A 21,652-nucleotide genomic window follows, 5' to 3' on the forward strand; every position below is an offset into this window, starting at 1 on the left:
CTCGAGCAGGGTTCGAGCGAAGCCGAGAACCCGCCCGTCGAGAGGCTGCTCGAGGCGAACGGCAGGTTCGATCACACCACCGTGAACCCCGCGAAGAACGGGTCTTCGCGATCGATCCAGATCGTATTGAATCCCGTCGCGATCGCCGATCCTTCGATCGACGGCACGATCGCCGCCTGATCGCCGATCATGGTGTCCGCCTCGACCCGCCCGATGAAGCGGCTGCCGATATAGCTCTCATGCACGAAGCGGTCGCCGACCTTCAACCGCCCGGTCGCCGCCAGATGCGCCAACCGCGCCGAGGTGCCGGTGCCGCACGGGCTGCGATCGATCGCGCGCTCACCATAGAAGACCGCGTTGCGCCCGTCCGCACCCTCGCCCTTGGGTTTGTCGGCCCACAGCACATGGCTGACCCCGCGGATCGTCGGCTCCAGCGGATGGACCGGCTCATACGCCGCCCGCACCAACTCGCGGATCACACGGCTCAACTCGACGATCCGCGCCGCGCCCAAATTGTCCAGCCCGGTGTACGCCCCCTGCGGCTCGACGATCGCATAGTAATTGCCACCATAAGCGACATCGATCGACAGCGGCCCGAACCCCGGCACGTCGATCTGCAACCCTTGGATCGCCAAATAGGCCGGCACGTTGCGGATCTTCACCGAGCGGACGCGATTGCCCTCAGCGGCATAATCGATCTCGATCACCCCCGCGGGCACCTCGACGCGCAAGCGTCCCGGTTCGCGCGGCGTGATCAGGCCGTTCTCCAGCCCGAAGGTGATCATCCCGATCGTGCCATGCCCGCACATCGGCAGACACCCGGACGTCTCGATGAACAGGATCGCTGCATCCGCATCGCCGCACGGCGGGTACAGGAACCCGCCCGACATCATGTCGTGCCCGCGCGGCTCGAAGCACAAGCCGGTGCGGATCCAGTCGAAACGCGCGAGAAAGTCCTGCCGCCGCTCCGCCATGCTGGCGCCCCGCAGCAACGGGGCGCCACCGGCTACCAGACGGACGGGATTGCCCGCCGTGTGGCCATCGATGCAGAAGAAGGTGTGGCGCATCAGGCCGCGAGAGCCTCCTTGAGCACCGGCCGCGTCGCCGCGCACTTCTCGACCATCGCGATCACCTCGGCTCGGCGTGCGCCTTCCAGCGGCAGTCGCGGCAGACGGACGCGCTCCGACCCGCGGCCCATGATCTCCTCGGCAAGCTTGATCGACTGCACCAGATCATGCTCGGCATCCAGGTGGAGCAGCGGCATGAACCAACGATAGATGCGCCGCGCCTCTTCCCAGTCGCCGCGATACACCGCCGCGATCAGCGCGACCGATTCCTGCGGGAAGGCGCTGGTCAGGCCGGAAACCCACCCGCTCGCGCCAAGCAACATCCCCTCCAGCGCGACGTCGTCCAGCCCTGCCATCACGACATAGCGATCACCGAACCGATTGATGACGTCGGTGAAGCGGCGCGGATCGGGCGCGCTTTCCTTGACCGCGACGATGTTCTTGACCGGATCGAGCAGCTCCAGCGTGTCGAAGTCGACCGAGACACGATAGGCCGGCGGATTGTTGTAGAGCATGATCGGCAGGCCGGTCGCTTCCGCAACGGTACCGAAATGCGTCGCCAGCTCGGTCGGCGTCGGGACATAGACCATCGCGGGCAGCAGCATCAGCGCGTCGACGCCGATATCCTCGACCTCCTTCGCGAACGCGGCCGCACGCCGCGTGGTGAATTCGGAGACGCCGCACACCAGCGGCACGCGCCCGCCGACCGCCTCGACCCCGGCGCGCAGCACCGCATGCTTTTCCTCGACGTCCAGCGAGTTGTTCTCGCCGCAGGTGCCGAGCAGGATCAGCCCGTCGACGCCATCCTCGACCAGTGCGACCAACCCACGCTGCGTCGCGTCGATGTCGACCGACCCGTCACCCGCGAACTGCGTCGTCGCTGCAGGATAGACGCCCGTCCACATGCTCGAACCAGAAACCACATTACCCTCCTGAATAGCAAGCTTCGTATACGATATAAGGTCAGAGGAGCCAAGCTATTTGTTCAGGGGCAGCGCGAAGGTCCGCGCGAGACCGTGATACAATTTCTCACGGCATACGAACTGGCTGGCACCATCGGCGACGAAGGCGGTGGCGAACATCGGCAGCATCAGCCCACGGCTGCCCGTAGTTTCGGCCAGGATGATCACCGCCGTCAACGGCGCGCGCACAACTCCCGCGAAATAGCCGACCATGCCGAGGATCACGACCGCCGAGGCGGGCGAGTCCGCGAACAGCGGGCGCAGCAGATTGCCGATCCCCGCCCCCACCGCCAGCGATGGTGCGAAGATCCCGCCAGGCAGACCCGCGACCGCCGTCGCCAGCGTCGCGAGCAGCTTGGCGGGGCCGAACCACAAGGGGGCGTCGACGCCGCCGATCATCGCGCGCGCCGCGCTATAGCCAGTGCCCCATGTCAACCCCGTTCCGCAGCCCAGCACCGCGACGACCACGCCGCATCCGACTGCGAACCGGATCGGATAACGCTTGCTCCACGCCGCCAGCGGATGCGCGCCCCGCGCGAAGGCCAGCATCGCGCGTGCAAACGCCCCGCCGGACAGGCCGCCGACCAGCCCGGCGACCCCGGCGACGATCAGCGCCGAACCGATCGGCATGTGCGCACCGACCAGCCCGAAATACAGGTAATCGCCCTGCACCGATTGCGCGACCATTCCCGCGATCACGATCGCGCCGACCACCAGCAACGTCACCTTCTGCTCATAGGCGGAGGCGAGTTCCTCGATCGCGAACAACAGACCCGCCAGCGGCGTGTTGAACGCCGCCGCCACGCCTGCCGCACCACCGGCGATCAGCACCCCGGCGCGTAACGGCACGCGCAGGATACGATGCGTCAGCCCCATCACCGCCGCGGCGATCTGCACCGTCGGCCCCTCGCGCCCGACCGAAGCTCCCGCCAGCACCGCCGCCAGCGTCAGCGCCGCCTTGCCGATCACCGTCGGCATCGACACCAGCGAGCGCGTCGCGGCCTCGGGATCGGCTTGCGCCGCCATCACCTGCGGAATGCCCGATCCGCGCGCCAACGGCACGTAACGCCGCGTCAGCCACGCCAGCGCGCCGAAGGTCAGCGGAGTCGTAATTATCGGCACCCAGCGATGCTGTCGGGCGAGGCCGACAAACAACTCGCCGCACGCATCCGCCGCCAGCGCGAACACCGTCGCCGCCAGCCCGATCGCCACCGCGCCGATCAGAAGCGCCAGCCGTGCACGCAGTCGTGTCGCGCGCGGGCGCTGCGAGCGGAGCAAGGCCCGCAGTCGCGTCGGCGTCCATTCGAGACGAGGGCGACGCGATGAAGATTGCTCCGGCATAGGCACGCCTTACACGTCCGCGCCGCGAAATGGCCAGCATGGACCCCGCCGCTCCACCGACCGTTTGATCGCTTCACGGGTGTAACGAACCGGCAGAATGCGCTTTGACTGACGAACGAACGACGACGATCGCACCACCGCTGGTCGTCCGGCGACAAAAGCTGCGCCGCTGGTGGTCGATGTGGGTGACAGGCGGGGTCGATCACGATGCGGTGCTCCGCCAGATCGCGGGCGATTCCGGCTGGTCCGGTCGCTATGCCTTCCTGATCGTCATCTCCGCCGCGATCTCGCTGCTCGGATTGCTGATGCCGTCGGTTGCGGTGCTGATCGGCGCGATGCTGTTGTCGCCGCTCATGATGCCGATCATCGGCCTCGGCTTCGGCATTGCCACCTTCGATACCGTCGCGATGCGGCGCAGCGCCACCGCGCTGCTCGCCGGCGCGGCGCTCGCGGTCGCGCTGTCGGTGGTTTTCGTTGCGCTCTCGCCGATCCAGACGATCACCAGCGAGATCGCGGGGCGCACCCGCCCGACCCTCTTCGACCTGCTCGTCGCGCTTCTTTCGGCGGTTGCCGGCGCCTATGCCCTGATCCGCGGCCGGGGCGGCACGGTCGTGGGCGTGGCGATCGCGATCGCGCTAATGCCGCCGCTCGCGGTCGTCGGCTTCGGCATCGCAACGCGCAACTGGACGGTCTTCGCGGGCGCGATGCTGCTGTTCACCACCAATGCGGTCACGATCGCGCTGACCGCCGCGCTGGTCGCGCGTCTGTACGGCTTCGGCGGCCACCTGTCGCGCCATCATACCGGGTGGCAGCTCGCGCTCTTCGTCGGCGCGGTCGGGCTGCTGTCGGTCCCGCTGGTTTCTGCGCTGCGCCAGATCGCGTTCGAGGCGGTCGCACAGCGGCAGGTGCGTGATACGATCCGCAACCGCTTCCCCGACGCAGCGCGGCTCAGTCAGCTCGACATCGACTATGCGCGTGATCCGATCCGGGTGCGGGCGGTGGTTCTAACGCCGTCGCTCGATCCGCAGGCGGATCGTGTACTGGTCGCCGATCTGCGCGCGCGGCTCAAACGCCCGATCGATCTGCACGTCGACCAATTGCGCGTCAGCCCCGACGCCAATGGGGTCGAGGCGGCGCAAATCGCGCGCGCCGCAGAGCCACGCGAGGATATCGCCAGCGCGGCGCGCGATCGTGCCGTCGCCGATCTTGCGCTGGTCGCGGGCGTCGCGCCGGACAAGGTCGCCATCGACGCCAACGATCGAACGCTGCGCACCACCGCCGCGCCGCTACCCGGCCTCGGGCTGGATGGCTATCGTGCGTTGGAGGCGCGCGCGGACCGGCTGCTGACCCAATGGCGCATCCTGCTCGCGCCACCGGCCGACGTGCCGCTGTCGCCTGTTCCGATCGTCGAGGGCGTGGTCGATATCACCGCGCTCGACTCGCTTGCCTGGGGCGCGATCCGGCTGAACCGCCCGCTTTCGGTCGATGGCGGCACGCTCGCGCAGCGCCGCGCCGTCGCCGCAGCGCTGATCGCGCGCGGTGCTCGGGCGGCGGCCGGCAACGCAGGAGGGCGCCTGCGCGCATCATGGCAGCCGGAGCCCGCCGCCCCCACAGAGCAATCAACCCCGGAGCAGGCGAGTTAAACGCTTAGATCAGAAAGCCAGTAAACCGACACATATCCGTCATTGCGAGCGCAGCGAAGCAATCCAGGGCGTTCTGATCCGGCGCTCGATTGATCGCTACGTTCTCAATGACGACCCTCGTTCGACATGACGCCACCGCGCTCAACGGCGCAGACTGCCCCTATCGCCCGCGGCTACATTTCCCCACGCGCGCGGCGGATCGCATACCATTTCTTCACATTGGCATTATGCTCGGCCAACGTATCCGCAAAGACATGCCCTCCGCTGCCGTCGGCGACGAAATACAGCGCCTTCGTCTGCGCCGGATCGAGCACCGCATCGATCGATCGCCGTCCCGGATTGGCGATAGGGCCGACCGGCAGGCCCGCCTCGGCATAGGTGTTATAGCCGTTCTTCGCGCGCAGCTCCGACTGGCGGATGCGCCGTCCCAGCGGCCGCCCCTTGGTGATCGGGTAGATGACGGTCGGATCGGCCTGCAACGGCATACCCAGCCGCAGCCGGTTGCCATAGACCGCCGCCACCGTCCGCCGCTCCTCGGGCTTGCCGGTTTCCTTCTCGACGATCGAGGCGAGGATGACCGCCTGTTCGGGTGTCCTGACCACGGCACCCGGCTTGCGCGTCTTCCATGCCGTGGCGAGATAGGTCTTCATCGCCGCCTGCATCCGTGCCAGCACCGCCGTGCGCGGCTCGCCGCGCTCGAACGTGTAACCGTCCGGCAGTACCGAGCCTTCCGCGGGCACCCTGACGTCACCGGTCAGCGTTTGCGCCTTCAACAAGGCGTCGCGCACCATCACCGATGGCAGCCCTTCGGGCACCACCACCAGCCGTTGCACCGCCTTGCCGCCTTGCAGGATCGCAAGCACCTGCGCCGCGCTGGCATGATCCGGAAACGCATATTCGCCGGCCTTGATCGGCGCGTCCGACCCGAAGATCCGCGCCTGCAGGCGGAAGCGGCTGGCCGAGGCGATCACCCCGGCCTTCTCCAGCGTGCGCGCCGCCGCGGCGAGGCTCGATCCCTCGGCGATCTCGACGGTGGCCGCGCGCGGCAACGGGCCGGCGCCCTTCCAGCCGTACCCGACCCAGAAGCCGGCCGCGATCAGCAGCAGGCCGGCGACAAGAGCGAAGCAGCCGAGCCTGCGCATGACGGTCGCCTCAGATCGCCTTCATCACCAGCGACGCGTTGGTGCCGCCGAAGCCGAACGAATTGTTCAGCACCGCGCGCACCGGACGCTTCTTGGCATGATGCGGGACCAGATCGACACCCTCGGTCCCCTCGTCGGGATTGTCGAGGTTGAGTGTTGGCGGCACGATCTGATCACGCAGCGCGAGGATGCAGAAGATGCTCTCCACCGCGCCCGCGCCGCCCAGCAAATGCCCGATCGCCGACTTGGTGCTCGACATCGAAGCGCCCGACAGATCGTCGCCGAACACGCGCTTCGCCGCCGCCAGCTCGATCGTGTCGGCCATCGTCGAGGTGCCGTGGGCGTTGATATAGTCGATGTCGGCCGGGGTCATCCCCGCCTTGCGCAGCGCCATGCGCATCGCCAGTTCCGCGCCCTTGCCCTCCGGGTGTGGCGCGGTGACGTGATAGGCATCGCCCGACAGGCCATAGCCCACGACCTCGGCATAGATCTTCGCACCGCGCGCCTTGGCGTGCTCATATTCCTCGAGCACGATCACCCCCGCGCCCTCGCCCATCACGAAGCCGTCGCGATCCTTGTCATAGGGCCGGCTGGCCTGCTCGGGCCGGTCGTTCATGCTGGTGTTGAGCGCGCGCGCCTGCGCAAAGCCCGCGACACCGAGCGGGTTGACCGTGCTCTCCGCGCCGCCCGCCAGCATGATGTCGGCGTCGTCGTCGCGGATCATCCGCGCTGCGTCGCCAATCGAATGCGCGCCGGTCGAGCATGCGGTGACGACGGCGTGATTCGGCCCCATCAGCCCGTATTTGATCGAAACCTGCCCCGAAATCAGGTTGATGAGGCGGCCGTGGACGAAATGCGGGCTCACCCGGCCAGGGCCACGCTCGTGCAGATTGATCGATTCGATCTCGATCCCCGGAAGCCCGCCGATCCCCGAACCGATCGACACGCCGGCACGCATCCGCATCTCTTCGTCCATCTCGGTCAGCCCGGCGTCCTCGAGCGCCTGCCCCGCCGCGTCGATGCCATAGACGATAAACGGATCAACCTGTCGCTGGACCTTGTGGTCGACACGCTTGTCCGGGTCGAAGCCATATTCATGGTCCTTCGGCTTCACCTCGCACGCGATCAGGCATTTCTGCCCGGTAGTGTCGAAGCGCGTGATCGGACCCGCGCCCGATTTTCCGGCGATCAGGTTCGCCCAGGCGGTTTCCACATCCGCCCCGAGCGGGGTGACGAGGCCAAGTCCGGTGACGACGACGCGACGCATAGGCTTCCCTTCTTCCCGCCCATTGCGCCTCTCCCACGCATCCGGCGGTCTTCATTACGAAACGGCTCCCCATCCTCTAGCGAAGGATGGGGAGCCGCTCAAATCGTTCGACGGCCGGGCGATGGCAAGGGCGAGGCCCCCGCCACCCGGCGCATCAGGGCGTCAGCCCTTATGCTCGTCGATATAGGTGATCGCGTCCTTGACGGTCGAGATCTTCTCGGCGGCATCGTCCGGGATTTCCACCCCGAACTCCTCCTCGAACGCCATGACCAGCTCGACGATGTCGAGGCTGTCCGCGCCCAGATCGTCGATGAAGCTCGCGTCCTCGGTCACCTTGTCGGCTTCGACGCCGAGATGCTCGACGACGATCTTCTTCACGCGGTCGGCGGTCTCGCTCATAACTTTCCCTCTTTCGATTTGGGGGTAGATTTAGAATTCCTGAACGCAGGTAGAGCCGGTCGGCCCGCCTGACAAGTCCGTGTGTGCGGCGGAACGCCCGAACGCCGCGTCGACTTCGATGGCGGGCATTCTTTGTCGTCGATCAGTGCGACGCCGCCCGTCTGCGTAACGGGCAGGACGCCGCACCCAGCGCGACCACGACGCCGGCAAGTAGAGGAAGCCCCACAAATAGCGCCACCGGGTCGACCGAGCCGAAATAGCAGCACACCGCCGCAAGCGGCGCCAGCACGACATGCGCGATCAGCAACCGGACGACGCCCAGGGTGGCCGATGTGGACACCATGGCCACGTTCAACAGCATGAGCGCGGCGCACGAGCAGCAGACCTGCGCGGCATCGTCCCACCCGCTCGGTGCACCGGCAACGAGCGTGCTTCCCGTGTCCCACAGCATGAACAAGCCCAGCGGCACTGCAAGCAGGAAACCGAAACCCCGTATGCCGATCATCAATCGGGACATGGCGAAGCTCCCTGCTACCGATCAACGCACCCTAGCCGCCGCGACGAACGGAAGAAGAGCAGATCGCTCCCGCAGCCCCATGGTGGGTCAACAGGCTCAGACCATCGCCATACCGCCGTTGACGTGGATCGTCTGCCCGGTGACGTACCCCGCCTCCTTCGACGCCAGATAGATGACCGCCGCGGCAATGTCCTCGCCCGTCCCCAGGTCGCCCGCCGGAATGCGCGTGAGCAGCGCGGTCTTCTGCGCCTCGGGCAGCCCATCGGTCATCGCCGAGCGGATGAAGCCCGGCGCGACGCAGTTGACGGTAATAGTGCGGCTGGCCAGTTCCTGCGCTAGTGCCTTGGACATGCCGACCAGCCCCGCCTTCGACGCGGCATAATTCGCCTGGCCCGGATTGCCGGTCTGCCCGACGACCGAGGTGATCGAGATGACGCGCCCGAAGCGCTGCTTCATCATCGGCTTGGCCGCCGCACGGATCAGGCGGAAGGCCGCTTCCAGGTTGACGCGGATCACCTGATCCCATTCGTCGTCCTTCATCCGCATCGCCAGATTGTCGCGCGTGACCCCCGCGTTGTTGACGAGGATATCGAGTCGCCCGCCCAACGCCGTCACCGCTTGCGGCACCAGCGCATCGACCGCGGCGGCGTCCGAGAGATCGCAAGGAAGTGCGACATGCCCCGCCCCGCTCAGCTCACCCAGAAACGCTTCGAGCTTGGCGACGTTCGATCCCGATACCGCCAGCCGCGCGCCCCGTGCCGCAAGCCCCTTGGCGATCGCCGAGCCGATCCCCCCGATGCGCCGGTGACCAACGCGGTCATGCCTGACAGGTCGAACATCTCTGATCCTTCACAATGACGCGCCCGCTTTATCGCCTCGCCGTGGAGCGACAAGTCCCAGAACGGGCAAGCCAGTCTGACGACGCGATAGAAGTCGCGCGATTATCATTCTAGGCCAACCAGATAGTCCGGGGGACGATGACAGGGGGTAAGGCAACTGACGTTCAATCCGGTCGGCGACGCGCTCGCCGACGACATGCCGCACGCCGATGACCGGCCCCACCGCCGGCACCGCGGCATCGATGGCTGGCGCGCGGTCGCGGCCGGGTTCGTCGTCTTCTCGCATGCGATCAACTTCCGCTTCCGCATTCCGGCGGAGTCGGCAATGCATCTGGTGGAGCGGGTGTCCGAACCGCTCTCGCAGATCGGCGTTCAGTTGTTCTTCGTCATCAGCGGCTTCATCATCACCTCGCTGATGCTGCGCGAAGAGGCGAAGCGGGGTCGCGTCAGCATCGCCGCTTTCTACGCACGCCGCTTCTGCCGCATCCTGCCCCCGCTGCTTGCCTATTTTGCGGTGGTCGGCCTGCTCTCCGCCGCTGGTGCGCTCACGCTGCCGGCCGACAGCTTCGCCAGCGCGGCGACCTTCACCTGCAACATCGGCTTCGTCGATTGCGATTGGTGGGTGGCGCACACCTGGTCGCTGGCGGTCGAGGAGCAATTCTATCTCGCCTGGCCGCTGCTGATCGCGCTCGCCGCGCCGCGCTGGCGCGTGCCGCTGCTGATCGCGGCGCTGATCGGCTGCACGGTCGGAATTGCGATGAAGCCGTATATTTTCCACAGCAACTTCACGTCGTTCGGCTGCGTCGCAGCCGGCGCGCTCTACGCGCTGAGCCCCGCGTTAGAAGCGCGTGCCAGCGCGCTACCGCCACGCCGGTATGGCTGGCTGCGGTTGCACTGCTGGTGGTTGGCCCGCTGACCCGGCTGGAGGTCGTCGCGATCGTCGCGCTGCCGTTCCTCGTCACCTATATAATCTTCGCCGGCAACGCGCTGCGCTGGGTGCGCGCGATCCTCGAATGGCGCGTCCTTCAGATCATCGGTGCGGGCTCGTACAGCCTGTACCTCTGGCAGCAGCTCTTCCTCGCATCGCCCTCGCATTACACGAACGCGCCGTTCCCGATCCTACTGCTGCCGATCGTCGTTCTGCTCTCGGTCTATCTGGTCGAGCGCCCGTTCATCCGCCTCGGCCGCCGCCTCTCGCGGCGGATCGAGGAGCGCCCGCCTGAGCGAAGCATCGCCCGGACCGCTCGTGCCTGAAAGGATCCCAGCTTACAGCCGCTTCAGCAACGCCTCGATATCGTCCATCGAAACCACGCTCACCGCCTCCACATCCGGCGCGATCCGCTTGACCATCGGCGACAGGACCTTGCCGCCGAACTCGACGACTTCGGTCACGCCGGCCTCCACCATGGCCAGCACCGATTCGCGCCATCGCACCCGGCCCGTCACCTGCTCGACCAGCAAGCGCCGGATCGCGCCGGGATCGGCGACCGCCGCGGCGTCGACGTTGGCGAAGACCGGCACCAGCGGCGCGCGGAGATCGGCCTCCGCCAGCGCGCCCTCCATGACCCGCGCCGCATCCTCCATCATCGCGCAGTGGAACGGCGCCGATACCGGCAACAGCACCGCACGCTTCGCGCCCATCTCCTTGGCGAGCGCCACCGCGCGTTCGACCGCGACACGATGACCGGAGATCACCACTTGCGACGGATCATTGTCGTTGGCGACGGTGCAAACCAGCGTCTCGCCGGTTTCTGTCAGGATCAGGTCGACCGCCGCGCCAGCGATCGCCTGCGCCTTTTCGACGTCGGCGCCCAGCAACGCCGCCATCGCTCCCTCGCCGACCGGGACCGCCGCCTGCATCGCGCGGCCGCGCGTCTTGAGCAGCCGCGCGGTCGTGCCGAGGTCGAGCGCTTCGGCGCCGCACAATGCGCTATATTCGCCCAGCGAATGCCCGGCGACGTAATCGGCCTTTTCGGCCAGCCGCACATTGCCCTCACGCGTCAGCACGCGCAGCGTGGCGATCGCATTGGCCATGATCGCCGGCTGCGCATTCTCGGTCAGGGTCAGTTCGTCGGCCGGACCTTCCGCCATCAGCCTGCGAAGATTCTGCCCCAACGCCTCGTCGACCTCGCCGAACACTTCGCGCGCCACCACCGAGGCATCGGCGAGTGCCGCCCCCATGCCGACCGCCTGGCTGCCCTGACCGGGAAAGATGAACGCGCGCATGAGGACCTCCGTGAAAATCGCCCGCGCTGCTAGGCCGCGCGTCGGCACCGGGTCAACCACTGGCGATTCGGCACGCTTTCTGGCATAAGGATGTCACGAGGGCGGAACACTCAATCCAACGCGCGATCGTCTCAACATTCGCAACATTCGCGCCTCAACATTCGGTTGCGCTGGACGCAATTTGACGTCATAGCGCGACGGCCTCGGGCGGAAGGGGATCACCCTTGCCGCCCTTTGCCATTGGAACGACAGCCGGAGGGGCGTTGCGCATGGGGCGTACGTCAGCGATCGGCCAACATGAAGGTACATGCATGGCTCTGTACGAGCATGTGTTCCTTGCGCGCCAGGATCTGGCACAGGCGCAGGTGGACACGCTGGCGGAAACCGCCACCAAGATCGTCGAGGAACGTGGCGGCAAGGTCGTCAAGACCGAGACCTGGGGCTTGCGTTCGCTCGCCTATCGCATCGCGAAGAACCGCAAGGCGCACTACGTGATGCTCGAGATCGACGCACCGGGCGACACCGTCGCCGAGCTGGAGCGTCAGACCAGCATCAACGAGGACGTGATCCGCTACATGACCGTCCGCGTCGACGGCCACGAAGAAGGTCCGACCGTGATGATGCGCAAGCAGGAGCGCGACCGTGAGCGCCGCAGCGACCGCGAAGGCGGCCGTGATGGTGGCCGTGGCGAGCGTGGTGACCGCGGCGATCGTGGTGACCGTGGCCCCCGTCGTGACCGTGAAGAGGAGGCCGCATAATGGCGCGTCCGTTTTTCCGCCGCCGCAAGTCGTGCCCGTTCAGCGCCAAGGATGCGCCCCGGATCGACTATAAGGACGTCCGTCTGCTCCAGGGCTTCGTGTCCGAGCGTGGCAAGATCGTTCCGTCGCGCATCACCTCGGTGAGCGCCAAGAAGCAGCGCGAGCTGGCGCAGGCGATCAAGCGCGCCCGCCACCTGGGCCTGCTGCCCTACGTCGTGAAGTAAGGAGAAGAGCAGATGGATATCATCCTGCTTGAGCGCGTCGAGAAGCTCGGCGGCATCGGCGACGTGGTGAAGGTCAAGGACGGGTTCGCCCGTAACTACCTGCTCCCGAACAAGAAGGCGCTGCGCGCCAACGAAGCCAACCGCAAGGTCTTCGAGGCGAACCGCGCCCGCATCGAGAGCGAGAACGCCAACCGTCGCGGCGAGGCCGAGAAGGAAGCGGGCTCGTTCAAGGACGCGCAGATCACGCTGATCCGTCAGTCGTCGAACACCGGCCAGCTCTACGGCTCGGTCGCGGTCCGCGATCTGGTCGAGGCGCTGGTGGCCGATGGTCACAAGGTGACCAAGAGCCAGGTGGTGCTGGATCGTCCGATCAAGTCGATCGGCCTGTACGACGTCAAGGTGCAGCTGCACCCGGAAGTCGTCGTGAACGTCAAGGTCAACGTCGCGCGCTCGCCCGAAGAGGCCGAGATGCAGTCGGCAGGTGTCGACGTCATGCAGCAGGTCTTCGAAGAAGGTCGCGATCAGGGCGGCTTCACCGAGGATTACGATCCCAATGCCGAGCCGGGCGCGACCGCCGAGGCTCAGTCGGACGACGCGCAGGGCTGATCGGCCCTACGTATCGCCTGCACGAAAAAGGCCCGCCCGGATCGCTCCGGGCGGGCCTTTCCTTGTTCGGCACCGTCACTTCGGGGGGAACGGCGGTGCCTTCGGGGGACTGTAATTAAATCAATTAAGGAACGTTCCAGACAGCGCCGACCACCGCGACCAGCGGAAGGAGGGCAAAAGCGAGCGGCGTGAATTGCTTCAGCATGGCGACCTTTGCGAGCCGTTATCGTTGATGGCAGCACAATCGTCGCGGCAGGCAAAGGTTGCGCGAAGCTGAACAAAATTGATCGGCCCACCGGAATTACTGGCGCGACGAAGCGAAGCCTTGCGACGGAACAGAGCGGCCCCCGACAGGTTCTTTGCTGGCCAGCCACCATATTCGAAGTGGCTTCAACGTCGATTTGTGGGATTACCGTCGTGCAGGCCAAGGAGCGGGAACGTCGCGAGCAAGTGAGTACGATGGGACGTGCGCTGCGATCGAGCCTGCGGGTGCCCACCGATACCTATATCACTGGCGATATACCCACCTTGTTGACGCTGCTGGCACAGGTCCCTGGCGTTCCGGAGCGCAAACAGGACTGATCGGTCGCGCTCAGTAGCCAAACCGTCGAGGTGTGTAGCGTTCGGCGTCGAGCCCCACTGACAGCGGCGTGTCGAGCAGAAGTGCTGCACCGATTTGCGCAGCCGCAGGTGCGGTCTGAATCCCGAACCCGCCTTGTCCGGCGAACCAGAAGAACCCCGCCTCCGCCATGCCGTAGACCGGCAGCCGATCCGGCGCGAACGATCGCAGCCCGGCCCAGTGCCGCTCGACCCGCACGACCCGCCAGTTCACCACCCGCTCAAGCCGGTCGATCGCGATCGCGATGTCGAGTTCCTCGGCCGTGACATCATGCGCCACGACCGGATGCTCGTCATGCGGGCTGAGCCACAGCCGGCCGCCAGCCTCTGGCTTGAAGTAGAAACCGCCGCGCACGTCGATGACGAACGGCAGCGTCGCGGGTACGGGCGGGTCGGTCTGTAGCTGCACCATCGTCCGGCGATAGGGCGTGATCCCGATCGGCCGCACGCCGCTGCGCACCGCGACTTCATCGGCCCACGCGCCCGCCGCATCGACGAGGATCGTGGCCTCGAATGAGCGGCCATCCTCGGTCTCGATCCGCCACACGCCGTCCCGCCGGACCGCCGACGACAAACGCGCCGAGTTCACCGTCGAGGTTCCGCTACGTGCCGCCTGCGCCAGATAGTCGCCGTGCAGCCGCGCCACATCGATATAGGCGCAGGTCGGCTCGCTGACCCCCAGCGTCCAGTCCGCGCGCAATCCGGGGATCAGCGGCTGCGGATCGACCGCCGACAGCGCGACCGGAGTCGCGGCGAATTCGTCGAGCAATGCCGCGATCGCTGCGGCATCGTCGTCGCGCCCGATATGGACCGCGCCGAGCGGATCGAGATAGCCGCCCACCTGCAACGCCACGCCGGATGCGGTGGTCAGCGGCTGGATGTCCGGCCCGCCGTAGGTTTCGGACCAGAACGCGGCCGAACGCCCCGTCGCGTGGTAGCCGGGACGCTCCTCCCCTTCGAGCAGCAGCACGCGCGCACGGTCGCCGATCGCCGCGGCGAGGCTGGCGCCGGCGATCCCGGCGCCCACGATCGCGATGTCGTAGGTCATGCCGCGTGACGATCGAGGAACGCGTCGATCGCCGCCATCGCGCGGGCCCGCACCGGATCGGCCTCGCGCAGCAATTCGTGCGCAGCCCCGGCGCCGAACCGCACCAATGTCGCATTCGGCAAACGCGTCGCGACCTGCGCCGCGGCATGCGGAACGACGAGCCGATCATTGTCGGCGACCAGCATCAGCACCGGCGTCGACAGCGCGCCCAACCCGGGATCGGCGCGCAGCCGTGCGGTCGCCGCAAATGCCTCCGCCAGCCATGCCCAGCTCGGCGGCCCGAGTCGCAGCTCCGGTTGCGCGGTCAGCCACCATTCCTCGTCGGCGTAGCGCGCGTCGTCGCCGGTCAGCAGCCGTTGCCGCGGCAACATGCCGGGACGTTCATGGCTTTTCCACGCCGGGCGCGCCGGGTCGCCGATCCGCCGCATCGCCTGCGCCACGCGCGTCCCCAGCCATGCACCGACCGGTGAGCGCAACCCGAGCATCGGTGCGACCAGCACCACCGCATCGGCGCGGATGACGCCGTCGAGCAACGCGCGCAGTACGAGGTACCCGCCCATCGAATGTCCGACGATCACGTGCGGTCCGTCCTGCTGCGCGGTCCAATTGGGCCATACCTCTGCCAAATCGGCGATCAGCGGGGCGAAATCGTCGCAATGCCCGACATGCGGGTCGACGCCGAGTCGGCCCGACCCACCCTGCCCGCGCCAGTCGAACGCGGTCACCGCCCAGCCGCGATCGTGCCAATCGCCGAACGCCTCCAGATACTTCTCGATCATGTCGCCGCGGCCGCCCTGGAACATCAGCGCCCCGCGCCCCCGCTCGTCGCGCGAAAAGCGGCGTAATCGCCATCCATCCGCCGCGACATCGAAGGACAAGCGCGCATCGGCCGGAAGGGCGCGGCGCATCGCGGCGGGATCGGTCGTCATCGACATTGCAGGCATGGTTACGGTTTCTCAAACGGTTCCGTCTAGCGCCATGCGGCATGATCTGGGGATTTCTCACATGGTTGCTGCCCACAATGATGGGCGCGCTCCTGCTGTCGGCAGGGATCCAGGACGTGCGCTCGCGTGAGATCGCCAATTGGAAGAATGCCGCGATCGCGCTGCTCGCCCCTTTGTGGTGGGTCGCGATCGGGCTCGATCCGTGGCCGGGGATGGCGGTGCAACTCGGTGTCGCGCTGCTCGTCTTCGCGCTGTTCGTCGGAGCGTTCGCGCTCGGACAGATGGGCGGCGGCGACGTCAAGCTGATCGGCGCGCAGTCATTGTGGTTAGCGCCGCTGCACCTGCTCGACCTGTTGCTGGCGATGTCGGTGATCGGCGGGGCGCTGACGCTGGCGATGCTGATCGAACATCGCATCCGGCGCAGCCCCGACGCGATCGAGGTTCCGTACGGCGTCGCGATCGCGATCGCCGGACTTCTCGCGCTCCGCGAACCGCTCCTTAACCAATTTACCCAATAATCACAGTCACACAGCGCTGCCATCGCGGCGCGGGGACAGGGTCTTTCATGGATAGTCGCAAGCTCATTCTGCTGGTCGGTGCGCTGATGGTCGCCGCGATCACCGCGTTTGCCGCGCGAACGATGCTGGTCGGCTCGCCTGCACCCGAGGCCGCCGCGATGGGGGTCGCGGCCCCGCACATCGACGGGCCGGAGGTGCTGGTCGCCACGCGCGCGTTGCCGGTCGGCACGATCCTCGATGCCAGCGCGCTGAAGTTCCAGCCCTGGCCCAAGGAGCTGGTCGAGAACGCCTATTACATGCGCAGCGGCACCGACCTGTCGAAGCTGATCGGCACGGTGGTTCGCCTGCCGATCACCGCCGGTCAGCCGGTGACGCAGGGGCAGCTGGTGAAGCCGGGCGACCGCGGCTTCCTTGCCGCCGCGCTCGGCGCGGGGATGCGCGCGGTGACGGTGCCGGTGTCGGCGCAGACCAGCGTCGCCGGCTTCGTCTTCCCGGGTGACCATATCGACCTTATCCTGACCCAGTCGGTCGAAGGTGACGGTCCGCCGCTGCGCGCCAGCGAGACGGTGATGCGCAACCTGCGCGTACTCGCGACCGACCAGCGCACCACCGACCAGAAGGACGATCAGGGGAATACCGTCGTCCAGACCTTCTCGACGATCACCGTCGAGGCGACCCCGAAAATCGCCGAGCAGATCGCGGTCGCGCAGACGATCGGCACGCTGTCGCTGTCGCTGCGCTCGCTCGCCGACAATGCGTCCGAGCTTGATCGCGCGATCGCCTCCGGCGCGGTCAGCGTCGGCGAGACGCGCGATGCGAAGGCCGAGGAAGCGGCGATCGACCGGCTGGCCAACATGCCGCAGACCGGCAACACCACCTATGCGGTCGGTGCGGACGTCTCGCGCTTCCAGCGCCGCACCGCGCCGCCGCGCAACAACGCCGCGGCGCCCGCTCCGTCGATGCCGGGAATGCCGGTGACGGTCGCCGCGTCCGGAGCGATCCCCGTCGGTCCCAAGGTCCGGATCGCCCGCGGCAACGCCGTGACCGAAGTCTCCGTCGCAGGAAAGAACTGAGATGCGCTCCTCCCTGTTTCATGGCGCGGCGCTGGCCGTGGCGCTGACGGCGGCGCTCGCGCCGGCCGCGAGCACCGCCGCCCCGCGCGCGGCGCAGCGTCCCGCGGCGGCGACCCGGCCGGTCGTGCGCAGCGGCCTCCCGCCGGTTGGCGTCACCAAGCCCAGCCTCGAGAAGTGGCTGTCGATCGGCGAAGGTGAGCTGATCACCCTCCCCGCCGCGGTCAGCGAGGTGTGGACCTCCAATTCCGCCGCAGCGGACGTCTATGTCGCCAACCCGCGTCAGATCCACCTGTTCGGCAAGGCCGATGGCGAGGCCACGATCTTCGCCACCGATCGCAACGGCGCGGTGATCTACGCCGCGACGATCCGCGTCGCGCAGAATTCGACGCAGATCGACCGGATGCTTCAGGCGGCGCTGCCCGGCAGCGACTTCCACGTCACGCTGGTCGGGCAGATCGCGGTGCTGAACGGCAACGCCGCTGCGCCCGCCGATGCCGAACAGGCGCAGCGACTGGTCACCAGCCTGCTCAATCCCGGCGTCGATGCGAGTGCGGACAATGCCACGCTCAGGATGTCGGTCATCAACCGCATCAAGGTGGCGACGCCGTTGCAGGTCAATCTGCAGGTCAAGTTCGCCGAGGTGAGCCGCTCGTTCCTCAAGAACATCGCGAACAACATCACGACGCGCACGCTGGGGAACCGCAATCCGATGCTCGGGCTCGGCTTCGGCCGGCAGGGCACGATCAACAGCGTCTTGCCCGGCACCGATCCGAACCTGCCGAACGGCGGCACCAGCTTCACGCTGCCGGCGGTCGCCAATGGTGCCGGGACGTTCAGCCTGTTCGGGCGCCTGCTCGGGACCGACTTCATCAACGCGCTCGATCTCGGCGAGACCTTGGGCCAGGTGACGACGCTCGCCAATCCGAACCTGACCGCGCTGTCGGGGGAGACCGGCACGTTCCTGGCGGGCGGTGAAATCCCGATCCCGATCGCGCAGGCGCTCGGCACCAACTCGATCGAGTACAAGCAGTTCGGCGTCAGCCTCGCCTACACGCCGACCGTACTGTCGGACGGGCGGATTTCGCTGCGCGTCAAGCCCGAGGTGTCGCAGCTCGACTACGGCAATGCGGTGTCGGTCGGCAGCGCGCGCGTGCCGGCGCTGACCACGCGCCGCGCCGAGACGACCGTCGAGCTGGGTTCGGGCCAGAGCTTCATGATCGCCGGCCTGATGCAGAACACGCACAACAACAGCTATACCAAGACGCCCGGCGTCGGCGATCTGCCGATCCTGGGTGCGCTGTTCCGGTCGAACGGCTTTCAGCGCAACGAGACCGAGTTGGTGATCGTCATCACCCCGTATCTCGTCCGCCCGGTCGACGCCGCCGACATCAAGCTGCCGACCGACGGCTACAAGGCGCCGACCGATCTCGAACGCGCGTTCCTGGGCAAGCTCGACAGCGGCAATCGCGCCGCCGACCGTCCGAAGCCCAAGCTCGACACCCTGCCGCGCCGCCGGCGCCGGCTTCTCGATCAAGTGAGAAGGCTCCCCATGACCTCGCGTCCGCTCCTGATCCTCCTCACGCTCGCCGCCGCGACACCGCTTGCGGCATGCGGCGACTATCGCGGGCTGGAAACCGCCCACCAGCCGGTCGTGTCGCACACCGACTATGCGCTGGACCTGCTCGCCGGACCCGATGGCCTGGGCGGCGGCGAGGCGCAACGTCTGCGCGGCTGGCTCGACGTGCTCGCACCGGCGCCCGGCGCGACGATCGCGATCGACGATCCCGCCGCCTCTCCCGGCGCGCGCGCCGAGATCGCTGCACTCGCCACCGCGCGCGGGCTTCGTCTCGACAGCAGCGCAGGCCCGCGCGGCGACACCCCACCGGCGGGAACGCTGCGGGTCGTGGTGACGCGCAGCACGGCGTCGGTGCCGAGTTGCCAGGTGCCCGGCGCCACCGCCAGTTTGGTCAATTTCGACGCCCACACCAGCGGCGCGTTCGGCTGCGCGATCAACGGCACGCTGGCAGCGATGATCGCCGATCCGAATGACCTGATCCGTGGCAAGCGCGATGACGGTTCCACGACCGCGATCACCGCCGCCAAGGCGATCGGCGTGTGGCGCAAGGCGGCACCGACCGGCGGCGGCGGCGCGGTCGTCAAGGGCGAATCAACCGCGGGGGCCGCTGACATGAACGCACCGTGGAAAGTCGCCGGCGCGGCGGCACGTGCGCCCTTCCTCGCCTTCTGCTGCGACGACAATGCCAGCATGACGCTGCGCGCGGTCGTCGACGAACTCGGCTGGCCGCAGGAGAACGTCTACAAGGGCGGGCTGCGGCAGGCGGTGCAGACGCTGGCGGTTTCGTCCAGCCCGCAGTTGCTGTTCGTGGACCTGAGCGAGACGAGCGATCCGCTCGCCGACATCAACAGCCTCGCCGAGGTTTGCGAGCCGGGGACGATCGTCATCGCCGCGGGGCAGGTCAACGACGTCCGCCTCTATCGCGACCTGCTGGCGAGCGGCATCCACGATTATCTGCTCAAGCCGCTCGGCGTCGATGCGGTGCGCGACGCTTTCGCGTCGGCACAGGCGATGCTCAATTCGCCGCGCTATGCCGATACCTCCACGGAGCGCGTCCACTCGGCGCTGGCGGTGATCGGTTGCCGTGGCGGCGTCGGCGCGTCGACGATCGCGACCTCGCTCGCCTGGCAGATGAGCGAGGCCGGCAAGCGCTCGACGGCGTTGCTCGACCTCGACGTCCATTTCGGCACCAATGCGTTGGCGATGGACATCGAGCCGGGGCGCGGCCTGATCGACGCGATCGACAACCCCAGCCGCATCGACGGACTTTTCCTCGAACGCGCGCTGGTCCGCGCGTCGAACAAACTGTCGGTGCTGTCGGCCGAGGCGCCGATCAGCAATCCGATCGTCACCGACGGCACCGCTTACTATCAATTGCAGGAGGAGCTGCGCGGCGCCTTCGACATGAGCATCATGGACCTGCCGCGCGCGATGCTGATCCAGCATCCGCACCTGATGGCCGAAGTGCAGGCCGTCGTGCTGGTGACCGACCTGACGCTGGCGGCGGCGCGCGACACGATCCGGTTGCTGTCGTGGCTGCGCACCAACGCGCCCCAGGCACAGGTCTGCGTCCTCGCCAACCGCGTGCAGCCGGGTGCGCAGCAGGAGGTGACGCGCAAGGATTTCGAGGGTTCGATCGAGCGCAAGATCGACGTCGTGCTCCCCTACGATCACCGGCTGGCGTCGCAGGCGGCCAAGCTCGGCAAGACGATGGCGGCGGTCGGCAAGGGGTCGAAGACCATCGCACCGTTGGTCGAACTCGCCGGGCGCTTGCTGGCGGCGACCGGTGACGATCCGGTGCCGCTGAACGGCGGCGCGGCACGCGGCGGCTCGCTGATCGCGCGCATCGCCGAGCTGATGGCGAAGAAGCCGGCGCGGAAATGACGACGCACCCCCTTACCCCGCGGAGCCGCCATGTCGCCGCTGATCCTGCTGCTATTGGCCGCGGGGATGACGCTGGGGCTGCTGGTCTTCGCGCTGGCCGGACCGTCGACTCAGAAAGCTGGCACGCGTCGGCTGGCGGTGCTGCGCGAGCGGCATGTTGCCGTACCGACGAACACGATCGAGGCGCAGATGCGCCGGATCACCGGGCGGAGCGCAACGCGCGCCGACCTGGCGATGACGCGTATCCTGCCCAACGCCGCCGAGTTGCGGAAGCGGCTGTCGATGACCGGCAAGTCGTGGACGGTCGGGCAATATGGCATCGCAGGCGGGACGATCGCGGCGGTGACGCTGCTGCTGTTGCTGGTGCAGGGCGTGACGGTGCTGATCGCCCTTCCGGTCGGCATGTTGCTGGGCGCGATGATCCCGCATTTCACGGTCGGGTTCCTGATCAAGCGCCGCATCGCGGCCTTCATCGCCAAATTTCCCGATGCGATCGAACTGCTGGTCCGCGGCCTGCGCTCGGGCCTGCCGATCTCGGAGACGATGCAGGTCGTCGCCGCCGAGGTGCCGGGGCCCGTCGGCGAGGAATTCCGCTCGGTATCCGACAAGATGCGGATCGGTCGCGGCATGGACGTCGCGCTGCAGGAAACCGCCGACCGGCTGATGACCGCCGAGTTCCAGTTCTTCGTCATCACGATCGCGATCCAGCGCGAGACCGGCGGCAACCTTGCCGAAACGCTCCAGAACCTTGCCACGGTGCTCCGTCAGCGCGGCCAGATGAAGCTGAAGATCAAGGCGATGTCGTCTGAATCGAAGGCGTCCGCCTATATCATCGGTTCGCTGCCGTTCATCGTCTTCGCGCTGATCTACTCGATCAACCCGCCGTATATGCAGACGTTCTTCAGCGACACGCGGCTGTCGGTCGCCGCAGTCGGTGGCCTGATCTGGATGTCGATCGGCGCCTTCATCATGTCCCGTATGGTGAGTTTCGAGATCTGAT

20 protein-coding genes and 2 pseudogenes are annotated in these 21,652 nt (G+C 67.3%); 11 read left to right on the forward strand and 11 right to left on the reverse strand.

What is annotated here, in order from left to right; genetic code table 11:
• Positions 1 to 71: 71 nt before the first annotated feature.
• The 3 genes from QP166_RS10075 to QP166_RS10085 all read right to left on the reverse strand — a co-directional run bounded on the left by QP166_RS10075 (position 72) and on the right by QP166_RS10085 (position 3,370).
• The gene (locus QP166_RS10075) at positions 72 to 1,067 is read right to left on the reverse strand and encodes a 4-hydroxyproline epimerase (RefSeq protein ID WP_333915796.1); all 996 of its coding nucleotides are present in this window, start codon (positions 1,065 to 1,067) and stop codon (positions 72 to 74) included.
• Positions 1,067 to 1,972: a dihydrodipicolinate synthase family protein gene (locus QP166_RS10080; RefSeq protein ID WP_333917315.1), complete on the reverse strand. Its 906-nt coding sequence runs from the start codon at positions 1,970 to 1,972 to the stop codon at positions 1,067 to 1,069. Before QP166_RS10080 ends, QP166_RS10075 begins: the two co-directional genes overlap by 1 nt.
• Positions 1,973 to 2,044: 72 nt before the next feature.
• Positions 2,045 to 3,370, reverse strand: a complete 1,326-nt coding sequence (locus QP166_RS10085; RefSeq protein ID WP_333915797.1) for a chloride channel protein — start codon at positions 3,368 to 3,370, stop codon at positions 2,045 to 2,047.
• Between the two features lie 104 nt (positions 3,371 to 3,474).
• Here QP166_RS10085 and QP166_RS10090 point away from each other — a divergent pair, with 104 nt between their 5' ends.
• Positions 3,475 to 5,013, forward strand: coding sequence for a DUF389 domain-containing protein (locus QP166_RS10090; protein ID WP_333915799.1), 1,539 nt, complete (start codon positions 3,475 to 3,477; stop codon positions 5,011 to 5,013).
• 173 nt (positions 5,014 to 5,186) lie between these two features.
• On the opposite strand, the gene mltG is transcribed toward QP166_RS10090, so the two are convergent.
• The 5 genes and pseudogenes from mltG to fabG all read right to left on the reverse strand — a co-directional run bounded on the left by mltG (position 5,187) and on the right by fabG (position 9,177).
• Entirely contained in the window at positions 5,187 to 6,155 is a 969-nt protein-coding gene (gene mltG, locus QP166_RS10095) for an endolytic transglycosylase MltG (RefSeq protein ID WP_333915800.1), read from the reverse strand.
• Between the two features lie 10 nt (positions 6,156 to 6,165).
• Positions 6,166 to 7,422, reverse strand: a complete 1,257-nt coding sequence (gene fabF / locus QP166_RS10100) for a beta-ketoacyl-ACP synthase II (protein ID WP_333915801.1) — start codon at positions 7,420 to 7,422, stop codon at positions 6,166 to 6,168.
• Between the two features lie 162 nt (positions 7,423 to 7,584).
• On the reverse strand, positions 7,585 to 7,821 hold the full coding sequence (locus tag QP166_RS10105; RefSeq protein ID WP_028056834.1) for an acyl carrier protein: 237 nt from the start codon (positions 7,819 to 7,821) through the stop codon (positions 7,585 to 7,587).
• A 142-nt stretch (positions 7,822 to 7,963) separates the two neighbouring features.
• Entirely contained in the window at positions 7,964 to 8,338 is a 375-nt protein-coding gene (locus QP166_RS10110; protein ID WP_333915802.1) for a hypothetical protein, read from the reverse strand.
• Between the two features lie 96 nt (positions 8,339 to 8,434).
• A pseudogene (gene fabG, locus QP166_RS10115) lies at positions 8,435 to 9,177 on the reverse strand (3-oxoacyl-[acyl-carrier-protein] reductase).
• A 196-nt stretch (positions 9,178 to 9,373) separates the two neighbouring features.
• On the opposite strand from fabG, the gene QP166_RS10120 reads away from it, so the two are divergent.
• Both QP166_RS10120 and QP166_RS10125 read left to right on the forward strand, forming a co-directional pair.
• Positions 9,374 to 10,093, forward strand: coding sequence for an acyltransferase family protein (locus tag QP166_RS10120; RefSeq protein WP_333915803.1), 720 nt, complete (start codon positions 9,374 to 9,376; stop codon positions 10,091 to 10,093).
• Entirely contained in the window at positions 10,078 to 10,431 is a 354-nt protein-coding gene (locus QP166_RS10125; RefSeq protein ID WP_333915804.1) for a hypothetical protein, read from the forward strand. Before QP166_RS10120 ends, QP166_RS10125 begins: the two co-directional genes overlap by 16 nt.
• Before the next feature lie 12 nt (positions 10,432 to 10,443).
• On the opposite strand, the gene fabD is transcribed toward QP166_RS10125, so the two are convergent.
• Positions 10,444 to 11,403, reverse strand: a complete 960-nt coding sequence (gene fabD, locus QP166_RS10130) for an ACP S-malonyltransferase (RefSeq protein ID WP_333915805.1) — start codon at positions 11,401 to 11,403, stop codon at positions 10,444 to 10,446.
• A 311-nt stretch (positions 11,404 to 11,714) separates the two neighbouring features.
• Between fabD and rpsF the strand changes: the two genes are divergently transcribed.
• Genes rpsF through rplI form a run of 3 tightly spaced genes read left to right on the forward strand, consistent with a single transcriptional unit; the run spans position 11,715 to position 12,991 of the window.
• On the forward strand, positions 11,715 to 12,161 hold the full coding sequence (gene rpsF, locus QP166_RS10135; protein WP_333915806.1) for a 30S ribosomal protein S6: 447 nt from the start codon (positions 11,715 to 11,717) through the stop codon (positions 12,159 to 12,161).
• Positions 12,161 to 12,385, forward strand: coding sequence for a 30S ribosomal protein S18 (gene rpsR, locus QP166_RS10140; protein ID WP_007403456.1), 225 nt, complete (start codon positions 12,161 to 12,163; stop codon positions 12,383 to 12,385). The genes rpsF and rpsR overlap by 1 nt, the downstream gene beginning before the upstream one ends.
• Positions 12,386 to 12,397: 12 nt before the next feature.
• On the forward strand, positions 12,398 to 12,991 hold the full coding sequence (rplI, locus tag QP166_RS10145; RefSeq protein WP_028965469.1) for a 50S ribosomal protein L9: 594 nt from the start codon (positions 12,398 to 12,400) through the stop codon (positions 12,989 to 12,991).
• Between the two features lie 592 nt (positions 12,992 to 13,583).
• Here rplI and QP166_RS10150 read toward each other — a convergent pair.
• Positions 13,584 to 14,657, reverse strand: a complete 1,074-nt coding sequence (locus QP166_RS10150) for an NAD(P)/FAD-dependent oxidoreductase (protein ID WP_333915809.1) — start codon at positions 14,655 to 14,657, stop codon at positions 13,584 to 13,586.
• Positions 14,654 to 15,592 carry an alpha/beta hydrolase gene (locus QP166_RS10155; RefSeq protein WP_333915810.1) on the reverse strand — a complete coding sequence of 313 codons (939 nt, stop codon included), beginning with the start codon at positions 15,590 to 15,592 and terminating at the stop codon, positions 14,654 to 14,656. Before QP166_RS10155 ends, QP166_RS10150 begins: the two co-directional genes overlap by 4 nt.
• A gap of 86 nt (positions 15,593 to 15,678) precedes the next feature.
• Here QP166_RS10155 and QP166_RS10160 point away from each other — a divergent pair, with 86 nt between their 5' ends.
• From QP166_RS10160 to QP166_RS10180, 5 genes and pseudogenes are all read left to right on the forward strand, one after another.
• Positions 15,679 to 16,119 (forward strand): A24 family peptidase, encoded by a 441-nt coding sequence (locus QP166_RS10160; protein ID WP_333915811.1) that lies wholly within the window; start codon positions 15,679 to 15,681, stop codon positions 16,117 to 16,119.
• 47 nt (positions 16,120 to 16,166) lie between these two features.
• A complete protein-coding gene (gene cpaB / locus QP166_RS10165; protein ID WP_333915812.1) occupies positions 16,167 to 17,192 on the forward strand; it encodes a Flp pilus assembly protein CpaB in 1,026 nt (341 codons plus the stop codon).
• Between the two features lies 1 nt (position 17,193).
• Positions 17,194 to 19,245, forward strand: a pseudogene (locus QP166_RS10170) (CpaD family pilus assembly lipoprotein); the annotation flags it as partial.
• A gap of 135 nt (positions 19,246 to 19,380) precedes the next feature.
• A complete protein-coding gene (locus QP166_RS10175; RefSeq protein ID WP_333917316.1) occupies positions 19,381 to 20,652 on the forward strand; it encodes a P-loop NTPase in 1,272 nt (423 codons plus the stop codon).
• Between the two features lie 30 nt (positions 20,653 to 20,682).
• Positions 20,683 to 21,651 carry a type II secretion system F family protein gene (locus QP166_RS10180; protein ID WP_333915813.1) on the forward strand — a complete coding sequence of 323 codons (969 nt, stop codon included), beginning with the start codon at positions 20,683 to 20,685 and terminating at the stop codon, positions 21,649 to 21,651.
• Position 21,652 lies beyond the last annotated feature (1 nt).

Origin of the sequence: Sphingomonas sp. LR60 (assembly GCF_036855935.1) — a bacterium.
Classification (GTDB): Bacteria; Pseudomonadota; Alphaproteobacteria; order Sphingomonadales; family Sphingomonadaceae; genus Sphingomonas.

Coding starts and splice junctions, on each gene's coding strand:
- QP166_RS10075 (WP_333915796.1), bottom strand. CDS start 1,067: ATGCGCCACACCTTCTTCTGCATCGATGGCCACACGGCGGGCAATCCC.
- QP166_RS10080 (WP_333917315.1), bottom strand. CDS start 1,972: ATGTGGACGGGCGTCTATCCTGCAGCGACGACGCAGTTCGCGGGTGAC.
- QP166_RS10085 (WP_333915797.1), bottom strand. CDS start 3,370: ATGCCGGAGCAATCTTCATCGCGTCGCCCTCGTCTCGAATGGACGCCG.
- mltG (WP_333915800.1), bottom strand. CDS start 6,155: ATGCGCAGGCTCGGCTGCTTCGCTCTTGTCGCCGGCCTGCTGCTGATC.
- fabF (WP_333915801.1), bottom strand. CDS start 7,422: ATGCGTCGCGTCGTCGTCACCGGACTTGGCCTCGTCACCCCGCTCGGG.
- QP166_RS10105 (WP_028056834.1), bottom strand. CDS start 7,821: ATGAGCGAGACCGCCGACCGCGTGAAGAAGATCGTCGTCGAGCATCTC.
- QP166_RS10110 (WP_333915802.1), bottom strand. CDS start 8,338: ATGTCCCGATTGATGATCGGCATACGGGGTTTCGGTTTCCTGCTTGCA.
- QP166_RS10120 (WP_333915803.1), top strand. CDS start 9,374: ATGCCGCACGCCGATGACCGGCCCCACCGCCGGCACCGCGGCATCGAT.
- fabD (WP_333915805.1), bottom strand. CDS start 11,403: ATGCGCGCGTTCATCTTTCCCGGTCAGGGCAGCCAGGCGGTCGGCATG.
- rpsF (WP_333915806.1), top strand. CDS start 11,715: ATGGCTCTGTACGAGCATGTGTTCCTTGCGCGCCAGGATCTGGCACAG.
- rpsR (WP_007403456.1), top strand. CDS start 12,161: ATGGCGCGTCCGTTTTTCCGCCGCCGCAAGTCGTGCCCGTTCAGCGCC.
- rplI (WP_028965469.1), top strand. CDS start 12,398: ATGGATATCATCCTGCTTGAGCGCGTCGAGAAGCTCGGCGGCATCGGC.
- QP166_RS10150 (WP_333915809.1), bottom strand. CDS start 14,657: ATGACCTACGACATCGCGATCGTGGGCGCCGGGATCGCCGGCGCCAGC.
- QP166_RS10155 (WP_333915810.1), bottom strand. CDS start 15,592: ATGTCGATGACGACCGATCCCGCCGCGATGCGCCGCGCCCTTCCGGCC.
- QP166_RS10160 (WP_333915811.1), top strand. CDS start 15,679: ATGATGGGCGCGCTCCTGCTGTCGGCAGGGATCCAGGACGTGCGCTCG.
- cpaB (WP_333915812.1), top strand. CDS start 16,167: ATGGATAGTCGCAAGCTCATTCTGCTGGTCGGTGCGCTGATGGTCGCC.
- QP166_RS10175 (WP_333917316.1), top strand. CDS start 19,381: ATGAACGCACCGTGGAAAGTCGCCGGCGCGGCGGCACGTGCGCCCTTC.
- QP166_RS10180 (WP_333915813.1), top strand. CDS start 20,683: ATGTCGCCGCTGATCCTGCTGCTATTGGCCGCGGGGATGACGCTGGGG.